The 15,902-nt window shown below is 68.8% G+C and carries 14 protein-coding genes and 1 tRNA gene; 10 read left to right on the forward strand and 5 right to left on the reverse strand.

All coding sequences use genetic code 11. The annotated features are described in order from the left end of the window. Positions 1 to 243: 243 nt before the first annotated feature. Positions 244 to 1,137: a lysophospholipid acyltransferase family protein gene (locus QHF85_RS11865; protein WP_281327248.1), complete on the forward strand. Its 894-nt coding sequence runs from the start codon at positions 244 to 246 to the stop codon at positions 1,135 to 1,137. Positions 1,138 to 1,578: 441 nt separating this feature from the next. On the opposite strand, the gene QHF85_RS11870 is transcribed toward QHF85_RS11865, so the two are convergent. The 3 genes from QHF85_RS11870 to QHF85_RS11880 form a co-directional block, all read right to left on the reverse strand. Continuing rightward, positions 1,579 to 2,328, reverse strand: coding sequence for an ATP-binding cassette domain-containing protein (locus QHF85_RS11870; RefSeq protein ID WP_281327249.1), 750 nt, complete (start codon positions 2,326 to 2,328; stop codon positions 1,579 to 1,581). A gap of 32 nt (positions 2,329 to 2,360) precedes the next feature. Further along, positions 2,361 to 3,932 carry a hypothetical protein gene (locus QHF85_RS11875; RefSeq protein ID WP_281327250.1) on the reverse strand — a complete coding sequence of 524 codons (1,572 nt, stop codon included), beginning with the start codon at positions 3,930 to 3,932 and terminating at the stop codon, positions 2,361 to 2,363. Positions 3,933 to 4,059: 127 nt separating this feature from the next. Beyond that, a complete protein-coding gene (locus tag QHF85_RS11880; RefSeq protein ID WP_281327251.1) occupies positions 4,060 to 4,284 on the reverse strand; it encodes a hypothetical protein in 225 nt (74 codons plus the stop codon). Positions 4,285 to 4,424: 140 nt separating this feature from the next. Between QHF85_RS11880 and QHF85_RS11885 the strand changes: the two genes are divergently transcribed. The 8 genes from QHF85_RS11885 (at position 4,425) to QHF85_RS11920 (ending at position 12,758) form a co-directional block, all read left to right on the forward strand. Next, entirely contained in the window at positions 4,425 to 5,690 is a 1,266-nt protein-coding gene (locus QHF85_RS11885) for an AAA family ATPase (protein WP_281327252.1), read from the forward strand. A gap of 3 nt (positions 5,691 to 5,693) precedes the next feature. Next, on the forward strand, positions 5,694 to 6,212 hold the full coding sequence (locus QHF85_RS11890) for a hypothetical protein (protein WP_281327253.1): 519 nt from the start codon (positions 5,694 to 5,696) through the stop codon (positions 6,210 to 6,212). Between the two features lie 388 nt (positions 6,213 to 6,600). Then, entirely contained in the window at positions 6,601 to 7,704 is a 1,104-nt protein-coding gene (locus QHF85_RS11895) for a hypothetical protein (protein ID WP_281327254.1), read from the forward strand. A gap of 54 nt (positions 7,705 to 7,758) precedes the next feature. Further along, a complete protein-coding gene (locus tag QHF85_RS11900) occupies positions 7,759 to 8,721 on the forward strand; it encodes a GGDEF domain-containing protein (RefSeq protein WP_281327255.1) in 963 nt (320 codons plus the stop codon). A gap of 59 nt (positions 8,722 to 8,780) precedes the next feature. Continuing rightward, on the forward strand, positions 8,781 to 10,142 hold the full coding sequence (locus QHF85_RS11905; RefSeq protein WP_281327256.1) for a glutamine synthetase family protein: 1,362 nt from the start codon (positions 8,781 to 8,783) through the stop codon (positions 10,140 to 10,142). 21 nt (positions 10,143 to 10,163) lie between these two features. Continuing rightward, the gene (locus tag QHF85_RS11910; RefSeq protein WP_281327257.1) at positions 10,164 to 11,306 is read left to right on the forward strand and encodes an iron-containing alcohol dehydrogenase; all 1,143 of its coding nucleotides are present in this window, start codon (positions 10,164 to 10,166) and stop codon (positions 11,304 to 11,306) included. A gap of 255 nt (positions 11,307 to 11,561) precedes the next feature. Beyond that, entirely contained in the window at positions 11,562 to 12,188 is a 627-nt protein-coding gene (locus tag QHF85_RS11915; RefSeq protein ID WP_281327258.1) for a sterol desaturase family protein, read from the forward strand. A gap of 213 nt (positions 12,189 to 12,401) precedes the next feature. Beyond that, positions 12,402 to 12,758, forward strand: a complete 357-nt coding sequence (locus QHF85_RS11920; RefSeq protein ID WP_281327259.1) for a hypothetical protein — start codon at positions 12,402 to 12,404, stop codon at positions 12,756 to 12,758. A gap of 102 nt (positions 12,759 to 12,860) precedes the next feature. Here the strand turns inward: QHF85_RS11920 and QHF85_RS11925 are convergent, their stop codons facing one another. Together QHF85_RS11925 and QHF85_RS11930 are read right to left on the reverse strand one after the other, a co-directional pair. Continuing rightward, positions 12,861 to 13,106 (reverse strand): hypothetical protein, encoded by a 246-nt coding sequence (locus QHF85_RS11925; protein WP_281327260.1) that lies wholly within the window; start codon positions 13,104 to 13,106, stop codon positions 12,861 to 12,863. Between the two features lie 1,068 nt (positions 13,107 to 14,174). Then, positions 14,175 to 15,521: a hypothetical protein gene (locus tag QHF85_RS11930; RefSeq protein WP_281327261.1), complete on the reverse strand. Its 1,347-nt coding sequence runs from the start codon at positions 15,519 to 15,521 to the stop codon at positions 14,175 to 14,177. Positions 15,522 to 15,679: 158 nt separating this feature from the next. Between QHF85_RS11930 and QHF85_RS11935 the strand changes: the two genes are divergently transcribed. Then, positions 15,680 to 15,755 (forward strand) — tRNA-Gly (locus QHF85_RS11935). Positions 15,756 to 15,902 lie beyond the last annotated feature (147 nt).

Consider the following 15,902-nt stretch of genomic DNA (forward strand, 5'->3'; position numbering starts at 1 on the left):
TCAGGTGGGAAAAACCCCTATCCGAGCGTGACGGAACGCCCGGACGAACCACCGGGCAAACCCTTTTCCCTGCACACATGCACCGGTTTCACCTGTACACATGCGCCGCCTTCGCGCGCAGGATCGACATCGTTTTCCGCCTTCGCTGCCGCCTGCGCCTCCGCGTCCGCTCCGGCCGCCGCGGCGCCCTCCGTTCTCCCTGACATCTCGCGACGAGCTGCTAATGCTGCCGGAGAGCTCCCCATGTCGAGCAGCGTCCGAAAAATTGCAGAGGAGCTCCGTTCCGACTCCGCCTTCCTCCGCCAGCTCATGGTGAAGGCCGTGACGAGCGGACCCGAAGCCCTCCTCCGCTACGGCCCGCTGCTCTTCGGCCCCGCCTTCGCCGCTGGCCTCCACGACAAGCGCGCCTGCGTGCGCCGGAACCTCCGCCGCATCCTCGGCCCGCGTCCTCCGCTCGAAGAGCTCACCGACATCGCAGCCGTCTTCACGAACTACGCGAGTTGCATGACCGAGGCGATGCTGCTCGGCACCCCGCGCGGCCGCGCCCTCGGGCTGCTCTCGAACGCGCTCGGCGTCGACAACTACGAGGCCTGCGAAGCCGTTGGGAAGGGCATCGTCATCGCGACCGCGCACCTCGGCGGCTGGGAGGTCGCGGGCCCGATGTTGCACAAGGTGCGCGCGAAGAACGTGGTCGTCGTGATGGCCCGCGAGCGCGACGAGCGAGCACGCGCGATGCAAGACGAGCTACGCGCGCGCTCGGGCGTCAAGGTCGTGCACATCGGCGAGACTGCGCTCGACGCCCTCCCGCTGCTCCGCCACCTGCAACAAGACGACGTCGTCGCGATGCAGATCGACCGCGTCCCCCCCGGCATGCGCGCGCGCACGGTCACGCTCTGCGGCGCCCCCTTCCAGGTCCCCGAGGGCCCGCTGACGATCGCCGCACTGAGCGGAGCGCCCATCATGCCCGTCTTCACGCGCCGCCTCGGCTTCATGCACTACGAAGCCAAAGTCCTCCCCCCAATCCACGTCCCCCGCCGCCCGACCGCGAGCGACCTCGACAAGGCCGCGCAGCGCTTGATGGACGAGCTCGGCGCGTTCCTGCGGGAGAATCCGACGCAGTGGTTTCACTTCGTGTGAGGCCGTAGCGCCGGGGTTTCACCCCGGACCCGACCAGGGGTTGTCCACCCCTGGACCCGGACCAGCGCAAGCGCTGGACCCGGGGTCGATGAACTGCGCGATGCGCAGTTCATCGAACGGCCAGGTCAAGACCAGCAACGACCTTGCCCGTCAAGGCCGCAGCGCCGACGGCTCGACGGGCAACGTGACCGTCGCCGACTCGAGACCCACCTCCATGGTCTTGCCATCGGCCCGTTGGAAGAACTGCGCGGAGCGCAGTTCTTCCACCAAAGGTCCAGGGCTGGCCCTGCAGAGAGGGGGCGGACAGCTTGAAAACTTTCCCCGCATCGACTGCGCGAAGCGCAGTCGATGCCCAGAGGTCCAGGGCTGGCCCTGGTTCGGGTCGAGGGGCGAACAGCCCCCGCGGGGTCCGGGGCAGCGCCCCGGCGCGACGGCCTACGCTCAGAGCGGCCCTTCCGTCAGCCCGTGGACGAACTGGCGGACGTACGGGTCTTCGCTCGTCTTCGCCTCTTCCGTCGTGCCGTCGAACACGAGTCGCCCGCGGTAGAGCATGCCGACGCGATCCGTCACGGTGAGCAGCCGATCGAGATCGCTCGACACCATCACCACCGTCGCCCCCGCAGCGCGCTGCTCGTCGCGCAAGAGCTCGAAGATCCGCTGCGACGTCACGGGATCGAGCCCCGCCGCGGGCTCGTCGTAGAGCACGATCTCCGCCTTCGTGATCGTCGCCCGCGCCACACCCACGCGCTTCTTCTGCCCACCCGAGAGCCCCGCCGGCAAACGCTCCTCGAACCCAGGAAGCGACACCACGCGCAGCCGCTCCGACACCCGCTCAGCGATCTCGTCCTCGGCCAAGTTGAAGAGCCGGCGCAGCGGAAACGCGATGTTCTCGCCCACCGTCATGTAGTCGAAGAGCGCGTTGTTCTGGAACAACATGCCGAACCGCAGACGAAACTTCTGCAGCTCGAGCTCGCTCATCCCATGCACGTCCTGCCCCTCGACGAGGATGCGCCCCGCATCCGGCCGATAGAGCCCCGTGATGAGCTTGAGCAAGACACTCTTGCCCGACGCACCCGGCCCGATGAGGCCGTAAAGGCAACCGCGCGGAATGGAGAGGTTCACGCCGCGAAGCACGGTCCGCGCGCCGAACCTCTTCGTGATGTCCTCGATGCGGATGAACGGCTCGGTCATGGGACGTGGTGACGAACCCCGAGCCGCAAGCCCTAGTTCGCAGCGAACGTCGTTGTCGTGACGTCGAGGCGCGGATGCGCAGGGAAGGAGAGAGCGCGCACCTGACCCGCGATGCACGAGTTGATGCCCGGGTTCGACGGCTTCGACGAGACCGTCACACCCACCGCGCGCCCGTTCTGGATGGCCGCGCAGATGCTCACCTCGGTCGACGAGGGGACGCTGCACGCGTTGAGGTAGTTGCCTCGATTCAGCACGTTGCCGAACGAGCCCGCGCTGAGGTCGGGCGGCGCATCCTTGCTGTAGTCCTCGATGTACTTCGAGCGCGCGCCCTCGCAGCTCATCCCACCGCCGAGCACGGGGTACTTGCCGCCGCCGCCACCACCAATCGCGCCGCCGCCACCCGCAGGGCCGGACTTGCCCGCGCCGAGCCCAGCGTCGACCTCGACCGCGACGACGCTGTCGCCCTGGACCTCTTTGTTCTCCTTCTTGCTGCCGCGCACGCTGAGCAACCAGCCCGCGAAACCCGCGCCGAGGACGCCGATCACGGCGAGGCCGATGAGCGCCTTGTACTGCGTGCCCTTGCGCTCGGCGACGACGACGGCCTCGAGGTTCTTCTTCTCCTGCTTGATGTCGCGGTTCAGCTTCGCCTGCTCGGCGTACGGCGCGAACTGCTCCCAGTCCTTGATGAACCTCTCCTCGTTGAGGATCGAGTCACGCAAGGGGTTGTCGCCGGTGAAGTTGCCCGTGGCGATCTGCTGCAAGACCTCGACCGCAGAGAACGGGCCGTGATCCATGCCGTCCTTGATGACGACGTAACGCGGGCGCGGATCCGACTCGAGCGCGGCCTTGAGGTCGGCGAGTCGCTGGGTGGGATCGTTGGCGTTGCGGACCTGCGGCGCCTGGACGACGGCGATGGGGAAGGGACCATCGTGCGCGGGCGCAGCGGCCCGCGCGGGCGCGACCACGGGCGCGCCGGGGATGTTCGGGGCCCGCGGAGCCGCAGGGATCGCGACGCCGCCGGTCGTCGTGGCCGGCGGGATCAGGGACATCGCGACGTCGACCTCGACGCCGTCGTCGAGGCCCGCGTCGGTGGGCGGCGGCGCGACGGAGGCGCCGGGCGCGACGTTGTGCAGCGCCTGCGCGAGCGCGCCGAGATCGGCGGGGCGGTGCTTCGCGTCGGCGACGAGCGCCTTGCCGAGGATCATCTCGAGCGCGGCGGGCAGGTCGGGCACGACGTCCGTGGGCCGCTTCATGCCCGGACCGACGCTGCCGCCGGTGAGCATCTCGTAGAGGATGGATCCGATGCTGAAGACGCTCGCGCGCGCGTCCCCGGGCGTGCCCTTGCGGGACTCGGGCGCGATGCAGGCGCGATCGGACGGCAGCACGGGGAGCGCCTCGGCCTTGTCCTCGAGCAAGCTGACGGCGCTGCCCGTGTAGAGGACGGCGGAGGGGTGAACGAAGAGCGCTTTGCCCTCGCGGTGCAGCTCCTGGATCTCGGTGCACAGCGGCACGAGGACAGAGAGCGACTCTTTCAGATCGAAGGTGCGTCCGGAGGCTCGACGCGCCTCCAACTCGGCTCGGAGTGTACCGGGCGTGATGGACATCGGCGCCACCTTAGCGCCGAACGCCAGCACCACTCAACATGAGCCGCGGGTGGTCGTTACAATGGGGGCGATCCGGGGGCGGATCGAGCGCGAGGGGGGAGGGTGGTCGCGGAAGTTTCCAGTCAGCTCAGGAGAGCTGCGAGGGAGGCGGCTTGTGGCTGCGCTCTTCCTCCATGAGGACCGTGAAGACGAGGCCGGCGCCGATGATGGGCAGGAGCCAGATGAGCTGGGCCTGCAGGATCTTCTGCTTGCGCTCGAAGAGGCGGCTCTTGAAGACCCGGACCGTGAGCCAGGTCTGGAAAGCCACGAGAGCAAGGAGAAGGGCGCCGAGGATGCCGTCGAAGAGGTCCATGAGTCGGGGCAACCTAGCCAGTCAGCCTGGTCTTTCAAGGTGGGGGGACGGCGATTTCGAGAGCGAGGGCGCGGACGGAGGGGAGGCGTCGGCGGGGGTTGCATCTTGACCCGGTTTCCGGCCGTTGCTCTGCTTCGCGCGTGACCTCCCGCGCCACGCCGTCGCTCCGCATCTCCCGGCTGGTCGTGCAGAACTTCCGCACGTTCCACGGCCCGACCGAGATCCCGCTCGCGTCGCCGGGAGGCGCGGCGGACGAGGTCGCGGTGTTCCACGGGGGGAACGGGAGCGGGAAGTCGAACGCGCTGGCGGCGCTGGAGTTGTTCTTTCGGGCGGCGATCACTTGGCTGCTCCATCCCGGCCCGAAGGACACGCTGGTCGTCGGCTGGGGATTCGAGGGTGCCTACTCCGGGCTCGTGGTCTCCTCCCGAGATTGGCCGCCTGGTGTTCGTGAACCTCTCCGGATCGAGGTCCAACTGGAAAACGGCCAGGCGCGGTACGCGGTCCGTCTGACGCCCGTCGGCAACCAGTGCTCGATCTCGATGGAGGGAGAGGGTGATGACGGCAAGGATTGGGCTTCTCTCGTCAACCTTCTGGATGCCCCCCATGGTCCGGGCAGCCGGCCACTGTTTCGCCTGGACGCACGCCGGCGCGAGCACCGCCTTGGCGTTAACTCCAGGCCTCGATCCGACGCGCCCGAAAGCCCCCTCTCGAACTCTCTCGCGCAACGTCTCCTCGATCTCGCCACCTCCCTCGACCCTCTCGACACGGAGCGCTGGCGCGCCTTCACGCAGCTCATATCCCGCTTCAAGACGCTTTCAGGCCGCGAGGTCAACATCCTGCGCATGCCCGACGGCGGTGCCGATCTCCGCTTCGAGATCCGCGGCAAGCAGATCCTTCGGGTCTCCGAGCTGAGCTCGGGTGAGCAGCAGGTCGTGGCCCTCTGCGCCGCCGTACTCACGTCGCGCGCGGCCATCGTGGCCATCGAGGAGCCGGAGATCAGCCTCGATCCAACCTACCAGGAGCTACTCCGCGACGTGCTACGCGAGCAGGTGCGGAGCGGGCTCGTCGACCAGATCATCCTGGAGAGCCACGTCCCGATCTTCGATGGGCCCGAGGTGGTTCGCTTCAGCCGATCGCCGGAGGGAGCAACGTCGGTCGAGCGGCAACCATCCGACCTCGTCGGCGCCGACCTCCGCGAGCGTGCACGCGCGCGTGGCGCCGAAGATCAGTGGGTCACGCCGGAGGGCTACACGAAGCTGCCGAAGATCATGCTCGACAACCTCGGGTTGCAAGCAGGTGGTTACCTCTGGTTCCTGCGCTCCGAGGAGAAGGGGCGCTGGGAAGCGTGGACCGCTCCAGAGCTCGACAAGATGTTGGGGTTCCCCGGCACGGACGAGACGAAGTAGCCGATGCAGCTCTGGATCGACACGAACTGCGCGCGCAGCGTCGCCGATCTGACGAAGATCGCCCTTCTCGCGCGCGAGAAGGGCGTGACCCTCGTGATCCACCCGCAGGTCTACCTGGAGCGGCGGCGCCAGATGCGTGTCTCGACCGGCGCTGCGTTTTCCCCGAAGAGGTTCGACGACTTCTTGGAGCAACTCGGTATCGAGCTAGCGAAGCTCGAGCTCGACCAGACACGCGCCGCGGCATGGGCCGATACGCTCTACGAGCGATATCCGACACACGCAGCGTGGGAACAGGCAAAGCAGAGGACGCTCGGCGGTATGCTCCGCAAGGGGTTCGAAGTTCCACCCGGCGACATGCCCATGACCACGGACTGGCTCATCTCCCTCCTCGTGGAGCCTGATCCTTCAGCCCGGGTCATCACGAGCGACCTGCGCGAAGAGTGGCGTGCCCTCCGGGAAGCGAACCGTGTCCTGTCCCTGGATGAGGCGATGGCATGGCTCGAAGGCCTGCCCACCGCCTGAACCTGCCTTCCAGGCGTGGAAACGCACCGCACTTCGTTGCAACGAGCGTTTCCCTTTCTCTCAACGACCCCCGCTTCCGCAGCAGGGAACGTTTCCCGTCGTCGCAACACCCGCAGATCCGGATCCCGGACCGTTTCCCTTTCTCTCAACGCTCCGCGCTTCCGAACCCCGACACGTTTCCCGTCGTCGCAACGCCCGCGGATCCGACTCCCGGACCGTTTCCCTTTCTCTCAACGCCCCCCGCGTCCGCATCCCGGCACGTTTCCCTTTCTCTCAACGCCCCCCGCGTCCGCATCCCGGCACGTTTCCCTTTCTCTCAACGCACCCGGATCCGTTTCGCGGTGCGTTGACGCTTCGCGGAGCGCTCTTCTTGGCTAGAGTGTCGCCCGTGCGGCTCCGGATCCTCGCCTGCGCGCTCGCTCTCGCCGCGCCGCTCGCCATCCCATCCTTGTTCGGCGCGGGCTGCTCGTTGCCTTCCTCCGATGTCGACGGCGGTGATCTGCTCGGCGTCTTCGATCGCGACGCGGCCGCCCCCGACGCCGCCGCGAGCGACGCGAGCGCCAGGGATGCGGGGCGCAAAGACGGCGGCGCCGCGCCGGTTCCCACCCTGACCGCTTCGGCCGCGGCCAAGCCCGTGACGCGCCCGCCCACCGAAGGGAGCTGCGTCGCGGTCGACGGGCTGCCCGATCGCGACATCAAGCGCACGCTCGGAAGGCCACCTTGCCCCGGCGCCGAGGTCCTCGAATGGCAGGACGCCGCAGGCGCGCCGCGCTACGCGTGCGTCATCACGCCCAAGGGCATCGAGACACGTGCGCCCGTGCCGCTGATCGTCTTCTTCCACGACGCCGGCGACAACCCGCGCAGCGTCGACAAGGAGACCTCGCTCCGCAAGCTCGCCGCCCGCTTCGATCTGACCGGCGACCCGGCGCACGCAGGCTTCCTCGTGCTCTCCCCGCAAGGCCGCGCCCTGCACGGCAACCGCGAGGGCGCCATGTTCGACGTCGACTACACCGGCGAGGACAACGTCGACGTCGCCACCACCGACCACTTCGTGTCGGTGCTCACGGCACGTGGACACGTCGATCGTCGCCGGATCTACGCCGTCGGCGCCGGGCACGGAGGGCACATGGCCGCGACGTACGCGATGATGCGCGCCGATCGCGTCGCGGCGTTCGCCACGTACGGCAGTGACGCGCCGCGCGCCGCGTGGTCGTGCCCAGGTCCGCCGCCGCCGGCGTTCGTGATGTACCGAGCGTGTGATCAGATCGCGCCTTGCGCCTCCGTCGAGCGCTGGCTCCGCGCGCGCGACGCGATCGCCGCCGAGACAACCGCGCTCCGCCTCGGCGCGGCGAACGCCGAGGAGCCTTCGTGCGCGCTCGACAAGAAGTGCACCAAGATCGTCGGCACGGCGCTCCACCGGCGCTGGCCCAAGGGGCGCGAGGAAGACCTGCTCCGGTTCTTGTCGCGACGCACGCTCTCCGTCGCGCCCTGATCCAGAGCCTCGAAGTTGGGCCGGACCGCGCCCCGGGTGGTACCCTGCAACGCGATGTCGTTGCCCTCGATCACCCCCCTGGACCTCGCGCTCGAAACGCTGCTCGACGTCCTCGACGAGGCGGTGCTCGTGTTCGACGAAGGGCTCGTCTGCCGCGCCGCGGGGCGACGCGCGGCCGCGCTGCTCGGGCTCGATCCGGGGTCGTGCATCGGGCAAACGCGCGCGAGCCTGCTCGCGCGGATCCGGGAGAGCGCGCCCGAGCTCGAGGGCCCGCTCGCGGCGCTCGAAGAGGGCGCGCTCTCGGCAGCACGCGTGGAGATCGATCCGCTGGAGATCGCGGGACCGCCGGCGCGCGCGTTCGTGTGGACGAGCGCGCCCGTGGTGAAGGACGGCGTGGTGCACGGGCGGATCGACGTCGTGCGCGATCAGAGCGCGTCTTTGGCGATGGCGCGCAAGCTCGACGAGGTGTCGCTCGTCGACGCGCTGACCGGGCTCGCGAACCGGCGTCGCTTCGAGGAGGAGTGCGAGCGCGAGCATCGGCGCGCGCAACGCGTGTGGGACTCGTACGCCGTGGCACGCGTGGACGTCGACGGCATGGGCGCGGTGAACGAGGCGCTCGGCAGGGAGAAGGGCGACGCGCTCCTGCGGCTGCTCGGCCAAGCGCTGCGCGCGTCGCGCAGGCAATACGACGTGGTCGCGCGGTGGGGCGACGACGACTTCGCCGTGCTCCTGCCCTGCGTGGATCGCGCTGCCGTGAAGAGCGTGCTCACCCGCGCCGCGGCGCAGATGACCGCCGCGGCGAAGGACGCGGGCTACGCGATCACGTTGAGCGTCGGCGTGGCCGTCTGGAAGCCGCCGTCGGCCGACAGCGCCGCGGACGTACTCGGCCGCGCCACGGCCGCCCTCGACGCAGCCAAGCGAAAGGGGCCCGGCGCGATCCTCGTCGATCTCGGCGGGACGAGCATCAAGAGCGACCTCGAGCATGTCGCGGACGAACCTCCCGCGCGCATCGAATGAGCCCGTAGCGCCCCGCGCACGCCGCGAAGCTGTGGTACGAACTGCGGCAGGGGTGGGGCATGGGTGGAGCGTCGTACGACGAGCTCTTGGGGGAGCTCGAAGGGCGGGGGGTTCGACGTGCGAAGATCGGCGGGTTCGACGTCGATGGCGTGCTGCGAGGCAAGTACGTCTCGATGGAGAAGCTGCGCTCGGCGCTGTCGAGTGGATTCGGGTTCTGTGACGTCATCTTCGGATGGGACATCGGCGATGTCCTCTACGACAACGCGCGCCTGACCGGCTGGCACACGGGGTATCCGGACGCGCACGCGGTGCTCGATCCGTCGACGAAGCGCCTCGTGCCATGGGAGCCGGGCACGGTGGCGATGCTCGCGGACTTCCGCGACGCGGATGGCGGCCCGCACCCGGCGTGCCCTCGATCGGCGCTGAAGCGCGTCATCGCGCACGCGGAGTCGCTCGGCTATCACCCGAAGCTCTCGGCCGAGTACGAATTCTTTCTGTTCAAAGAGACGCCCGCGTCGCTGCACGAAAAACGCTTCCAGAAGCTCGAATCGCTGACGCCGGGGATGTTCGGGTACTCGTGGGTGCGCGAGGGCCAGAACAAGGACCTGGTGGCGGCGATCCTCGACGGCATGCGCGCCTTCGACATCGAGATCGAAGGGTTTCACACGGAGACGGGGCCGGGCGTGTACGAGGCGGCGATCCGGTACGACGACGCGCTGCGCGCGGCGGACAAGGCGGCGCTGTTCAAGGTCGCGATGAAGCAGATCGCCTACGAGCACGGGCTCAGCGTGACGTTCATGGCGAAGTGGAACGCGAACCTGCCGGGCTCCTCCGGCCACCTGCACCAGAGCCTCTGGAAGGAGGGGGAGAACGTGTTCCAGGGGCCGCCGTCCGAGGGCGGGATCTCGCGGCTGATGCGCCACTACATCGGCGGGCAGATCGCGTGTCTGCGGGAGATGACCGCGCTCGTGTCGCCGACGATCAACTCGTACAAGCGCTACGTGCCCGGCGTGTGGGCGCCGCTCACGGCGACGTGGGGCTTCGAGAACCGCACGACCGCGCTCCGGATCGTGGGCGCCGGGACGAAGTCCGCGCGCGTCGAGGTGCGGCAGGCGGCGGCGGACATCAACCCGTACATCGCGATGGCGGCGACGCTCGGCGCGGGGATCCACGGCATCGAGAACGCGATCGAGCCGGGCGCGCCGATCACGGGCAACGCGGGCGAGGGCAGCGAGGGGCGTGATCGGCTGCCGCGCACGCTCGCCGAGGCCACGGCGCTGCTCGCGGAGAGCCAGCGCATGCGGAAGATCCTCGGCGAAGGGTTCGTCGATCACTACGTGCGCACCCGGCAGTGGGAGGTGCGCCAGAGCGAGCGCGCGGTGACGGACTGGGAGCTCGCGCGGTATTTCGAGTCGATCTGAGAGGACGAAGGCGGCAAGAGCATGGGACACCTGTCGATCTGGAGCTTCCCGACGCGCATCGTGTTCGGGGCGGGTGCAGCGAAGCAGACGGGCGCCGAAGCCAGCCGGCTCGGCAGCAAGCACGCGCTCGTCGTGACGGACAAGGGCGTCGTGCGCGCGGGGCTGCTCGCGCCGATCGAAGCGTCGCTGCGCGAGGCGGGGATCGCGTGGACGGTCTTCGACGGCGTGCTCGGCAACCCCATCGAGGCGAACGTGCACGACGGCGTGCGCGCGTGGAAGGACGCGGGGGCGGACCTCTTGATCGCAGTCGGCGGCGGCTCGCCGCTCGACGTGGGCAAGCTCGTGCGCCTCGGCATCCACCACCACCGCCCGCTCGCCGAGTACGACGACGCGATCGGCGGCGACCGGCACATCACGGCGAACGTGCCGCCGATGCTCGCGCTGCCCACGACGGCCGGCACGGGCAGCGAGGTCGGGCGCTCGGGCGTCGTGACGCTCGACGCGAACCACCGGAAGACCGTCATCTTCTCGCCGCACCTGCTCGCGAACGCGGCGATCCTCGATCCCGAGCTCACGCGCTCGATGCCGGCGTTTCTCACGGCCGCGACGGGCATCGACGCGCTCACGCACTGCCTCGAAGCGTACGTGGCGAAGGGCGATCACCCGATGGCGGACGGGATCGCGCTCGAAGGGATCCGGCACGTGGGGCGCTACCTCGAGCGGGCCGTGAAGGCCGGCGACGACCTCGAGGCGCGCGGCGGGATGATGAAGGCGGCGATGATGGGCGCGGTCGCGTTCCAGAAGGGGCTCGGCGCGTGTCACTCGCTCGCGCATCCGCTGTCGAGCGAGCACGGGACACACCACGGCCTCGCAAACGCGCTCTGCCTGCCGGCCGTGTGCGCGTTCAACGCGGAGGTCGCGGGGGCACGGCTCGCGGAGGTCTCGGTCCTGCTCGGCGGCGAGGCGAGCCCGGCCGGATGTGTCGAGGCCGTGCGCCGGCTGCGCGAGCGGACGGGCTTGCCAGCGACGCTCTCGGAGGCGGGCGTGCCACGCGCGAACCTCGACCGGCTCGCCGATCTGGCCTTCCAGGACGCCTGCCACCAGTCGAACCCGCGCGCCTGCACCCGGGACGACCTCCGCGCGCTCTACGAGGCCTCTTTCTGAGCCGTTGCCCCGCGTCCCTCAGGTGGGACGCGAGGAATTTTTCGCGCTCCGCATCTCTCGCGTCGCACCTCGACTCCGCAGCACAAGCTCGCGAAATCTCTCCCAGATTCGTCGAAGCGGCTTCCGCGCTTCCCAGACCTCGTCCCGCGCTGGCGCGGGGGCGGCGAAAAGGTGCGTTAGCTCGCGATTCGGCAGGAATTGCGCGTCTTCTCGTACTCTGGCGATTCTTTCCGGAATGCGTTAGGAGTCGGGGCCATGGTCTCCATGGCCCCGGATCGCGTCGGATCGTCGAAGCCGGCCACCTGCCGGATGTTCGAGACCCCGCTCATCGAGCGGTTCTCCCGCATCCACCCGGCGACGCCGTTCGTGTTCTGGATCCCGGTCTACAGCTACCTCGCGTTCCGTGCCTACGAGAACGGCGTCGGGCTGGGCGTCGGTTTGTCGCTCGGCTTGCTGGGCCTCTTCGCGTGGACGTTTGCCGAGTACGTCCTGCACCGCTGGGTCTTCCACTACGTAGGGCCCAAGCTCTGGCAGCGGCGGGTGCATTTCGTCCTGCACGGCGTCCACCACGACTTCCCCCAGGACGCAGATCGGCTCGTGTTTCCGCTCGGAGCCAGCATCCCGCTCGGCGTGGCGTTCTACCTGCTGTTCCGCGCGATCGTGGGCCCCGTGCTCGCAGATCCGCTCTTCGCAGGCTTCGGGTCCGGCTACCTCGTCTACGACGGCACCCACTACGCGATCCACCACTTCCGGATGAGCTCGCGCTGGGGCAAGTGGATCAAGCGCCACCACATGATCCACCACCACACCGGCACCCCCGCACGCTGGGGCGTCTCGTCGCCGCTCTGGGACTACGTGTTCGGGACGATGAAGTCGTCCTGAGAGTCGTTCCACAGCGTAGCGCCGGGGTTTCACCCCGGACCCGACGAGGGGCTGTTCGCCCCTCGACCCGAACCAGGGCCAGCCCTGGACCTCTGATGCATCAACCGCGATGCGGTCGATGCACAGGAGCATGAATTTTCACGCGCGACGTTTGCGGAACCCCCCCTGAGCCCGGCGCCGCCAGCTGGAACGGGCCCTGCTGGAAGGTCCGCCATGAGCCGGAAGGGTGGTCGAAGTGTGCGCGGCCCCGTCGTCGTCCGCGAAGAACGGACGGAGCATCGGCCAGAAGGCGAGCTCGACCCCGTCGAGGCATTGATCCACCGGGCGCGGAAGCTGCGTCAGCGCGGGGACGCGCGCGGCGCGATCGTGCTCTTGCGGCAGGCATGCTCGCACGACGAGTGGCGCGCGCGAACGTTCACGCTGCTCGGCGCGCTGTTGTCGGACGAAGGTCGCCACGAAGAAGCAGCGATGGCGCTGTCCCACGCGCGCTGGCTGCGGCAGCGGGCAGGCGAGGCGACACGCGCAGAGGTGACGGCGCGGCTGCTCGAAACAGAGCTGCGGTCCTGTTAGGGCGCCGAAGAATTCGGCGCGCGAGCTCGCGCAGCGAGATCGCCTCGGGGGGTGAATCGGCCGGGCTTTGCCTGGCCGAGAGGGGGACGTGAGGCGTCCCCCTCAGGAAGCAGCGCTGACGGGGCGCAGAGCGCCCACATGGAACGAGCGGAGGGTGTTGCGGCCGCAGAAGGGGCAAGCCCACCCGATGTCGAAGCGCTCGCCCGAAGCCCCGATGCTGTGGGCCGGCGCGACCTCACGCGCCCGCCCCCGCGACGCCGTCCCCACGACGACGTGACGCTTCTCATCGAGCGTCGCAAGCAGGATCGCCTGGCACTCGCATCGGCTCTGCACGCTGAACTGGCTCATGGATCTCCCGCGTCGGCGAGCCGTCCCGAACGTGCGGGATCTCAGCTCGGCCGGTGATTCGCCCGCGGCGCTTATAAAGCCTGACGAAAGTTCCCTCAAGAGGGATACGCTCGACCGTGAAGTCGATCGCTTCTCGGGAGGGACGGGAATATGGGGGCACGTGGGGGGTTCCGAGCGACGATGATCGAGACAAGAACGGACGTCGGACAGCGGAGCTGCCGGATCCTGGTCGCAAGAGATCCGCGGCTCTCGACGTGTGATGCACTCGTCCAAGGCCTCGAGCCACTGATCGAGGATGTCGAGCTGGTCGAGGCATACTCCGTCGAAGCAGCGCGCTCATGGGCAAAGAGCGGTCCCTTCGATCTCTGCCTCGTTTGTCTAGATCTGCCACCAGCACCGCGCGGCGCAGCAAGGCTCGCCAAGGAGCTCTGCACACGAGGTCACCGCGTCGTCCTGATCACACGGAGCCTGCGCTGGCTACCAGCCGAGGACCTGGAACTCCGCGCACTGCCCTGGATCGTGCCCGAGGCAGATCCAACAAGCGTGCTCGCGTTCCTCCAAAAAGACGCAGCCCCCACCACCTCCCACCCCCGCGCACGCGCCAAGACGCTTCCGCCAATGACGGCGCGCGAGCTGCCCGCGGCAAACGAGAGCTAGGGGGCGCCTCGCTGGGGCTTCGCCCCAGGCCCCACCAGGAGCTGTCCGCTCCTGGACCTGGACCAGCGCAAGCGCTGGACTCGTGGTCGATGAACTGCGCGATGCGCAGTTCATCGAACGGGCCAGGTCAAGACCGCGGGCGATCCTGCCAAGCAAGACGGCAGCGCTGCCGTTTCAACGGGCAACACGGTCCTACCGACCTGTTGGAAGAACTGCGCGCAGCGCAGTTCTTCCACCCAAGCTCGCGGGCTGGACCTGCAAAGAGGGGGCGGACAGCTTAAAAACTTTCCCCGCATCGACTGCGCTTCGCGCAGTCGATGCCCAGAGGTCCAGGGCTGGCCCTGGTCCGGGTCGAGGGGCGGACAGCCCCCGCGGGGTCCGGGGCAGCGCCCCGGCGGCGACGCCCCAGTGCTACTCCCCGCCGACGGGCAACAGCTCGATGGACTGGATGGTTGCGGAGCCTGGTCCTTCGAGGCCGACGACGAGCTCGGTGTCTTCTTTCCCGTTCAGGTCGAGGCTGCGGCCGCCTTCGAGGGAGAGGGTGCGGATGCGGGCGCGTTCGCCTGTGGGCGTCTTGAGGGCGAGGTAGAGGTGGCCCTTCGGTTGACCGAGGACGAGTTTGTCTCCGTCGCCTGACTCGCAGAGGAAGGAGGCTTTGCCGGCGAGGGGCTTCTTTTTGTTTGTGGTGCAGTTCGATGCGAGGTGCGGTTCGGTTGCGGACTCGGCGCGGGCTGTGGCGATCACGGCGTTTTGGCGCACGAGCTCTACGTCGTCGAACTCGACGGCGCCGGCGCCGCGGGCGCCGAGGCCCACGTAAAACCCGCTCGAGCCGGGTGTGGCGGTGAGCGTCGTGCTCTCGGTTCCGGTGCCTGCGGCGACGCGGAAGACGATGGTGCTTTCGACGGCGTCGGGGTCCTCGAGGGAGCGCAGGGCGACGTGGAGATCGCCTGCTTGCGTTGCGCGGTACTTGAAGCGGATGGTGAGATCGTCGCCGGCTGCGATGAGTGGAGGCGTCGAGGGTGTGTAGGAGCCGAAGATGCGCACGCGCATGCGGCCGCCTCCGCCGCGCAGCTCCTCGGCGGCGGCGCGGAGTGCGTCGTGTGTGCCTGCGGCGGTCGAGCTGATGGTGACGTTGCCGCCCGTCGTCGCGAACGTGAGGCCTGCGCCCTCGATCCGCGCGAGAGCTTCGCCGCGCACCGTCTTCTTCGTGGTTTTGCCCGGGATGGGCGTCGCGGTGCCGTCGGGGCTCGGGGCTGCGGTTCTTCCGTCGAGCTTGCCGTCGATCTTCGTGATGCCCTCGCGGAAGCGGGCGACGTCATCGGCGTTCAGGAACTTGCGTGCGTCCCAGAGATCGATGAGCTCCTTCATCAGGGCTGCGAGGCGTTGATCCTCGGACGCGTGATCGGCGGGCTTCGTCTTGCACGTGTTGTACGACTCGCAGAGCGCGACGCGGCGTTCCTTGAGTTTCGCGGCGAGATCGGCGGCGGCGCGGATTGCTTCGATGCGTTGCTCGGCGCCGCGGCTCGCGCCGGCGAGCTTCAGGGAGCTCGTGACGTCGAAGGAGCCGAAGTCGTCGGCGATCTCGGTGCAGCTCTCGCGAGGGATTGTGCCGATGGGGTCCGGGCACTCGACCTCGGGGCTCTGCGCGGGCGTACCGTTGGCGTTTGCCTGAGGGCCGCCGCAGCCGCTCGCGGTCGCGAGGGCGAGGGAAGGGACGAACAGCGCTGCCGCGAACAAGCTGGGACGAGCGGGAGGCACGGGGAGCGAAGTTAATACAGGTCGGAACGGCGCGGGGGTTCGGGCGCGCGGATCGAGGAGGGATGCGGACGTCCCGTCGTCGGCCGGGGCAGAAACTTTGCGCGCGCCGAGGGGCTTGCCAAGCTCCGCGGGATTGGCTAGACATGCGTTCGCAGTTCGCGGGACTAGCTCAGTTGGTAGAGCATCAGCTTCCCAAGCTGAGGGTCGCGAGTTCGAGCCTCGTGTCCCGCTCCAAAGCAGAAGTCGTGGTGTCCCGGGAAAACACCACGCAAGCAGGAAACGTGGCGGCCTTGGCCGCCACGCTGCTTTTGTGCTCCTGAAGCACCTCGCGCGCGCGCCCGGCAGGGTCGAGCATCGAAGCGTTGGATCGCTGTCGCAGGG

This window comes from Polyangium sp. 6x1, assembly GCF_029946515.1.
In the GTDB taxonomy this organism is placed as follows: domain Bacteria; phylum Myxococcota_A; class Polyangia; order Polyangiales; family Polyangiaceae; genus Polyangium.

Excerpts from the sequence above, each read along its gene's own strand:
- QHF85_RS11865 (WP_281327248.1), top strand. The coding sequence starts at position 244 with ATGTCGAGCAGCGTCCGAAAAATTGCAGAGGAGCTCCGTTCCGACTCC.
- QHF85_RS11870 (WP_281327249.1), bottom strand. The coding sequence starts at position 2,328 with ATGACCGAGCCGTTCATCCGCATCGAGGACATCACGAAGAGGTTCGGC.
- QHF85_RS11875 (WP_281327250.1), bottom strand. The coding sequence starts at position 3,932 with ATGTCCATCACGCCCGGTACACTCCGAGCCGAGTTGGAGGCGCGTCGA.
- QHF85_RS11880 (WP_281327251.1), bottom strand. The coding sequence starts at position 4,284 with ATGGACCTCTTCGACGGCATCCTCGGCGCCCTTCTCCTTGCTCTCGTG.
- QHF85_RS11890 (WP_281327253.1), top strand. The coding sequence starts at position 5,694 with ATGCAGCTCTGGATCGACACGAACTGCGCGCGCAGCGTCGCCGATCTG.
- QHF85_RS11900 (WP_281327255.1), top strand. The coding sequence starts at position 7,759 with ATGTCGTTGCCCTCGATCACCCCCCTGGACCTCGCGCTCGAAACGCTG.
- QHF85_RS11905 (WP_281327256.1), top strand. The coding sequence starts at position 8,781 with ATGGGTGGAGCGTCGTACGACGAGCTCTTGGGGGAGCTCGAAGGGCGG.
- QHF85_RS11910 (WP_281327257.1), top strand. The coding sequence starts at position 10,164 with ATGGGACACCTGTCGATCTGGAGCTTCCCGACGCGCATCGTGTTCGGG.
- QHF85_RS11915 (WP_281327258.1), top strand. The coding sequence starts at position 11,562 with ATGGTCTCCATGGCCCCGGATCGCGTCGGATCGTCGAAGCCGGCCACC.
- QHF85_RS11920 (WP_281327259.1), top strand. The coding sequence starts at position 12,402 with ATGAGCCGGAAGGGTGGTCGAAGTGTGCGCGGCCCCGTCGTCGTCCGC.
- QHF85_RS11925 (WP_281327260.1), bottom strand. The coding sequence starts at position 13,106 with ATGAGCCAGTTCAGCGTGCAGAGCCGATGCGAGTGCCAGGCGATCCTG.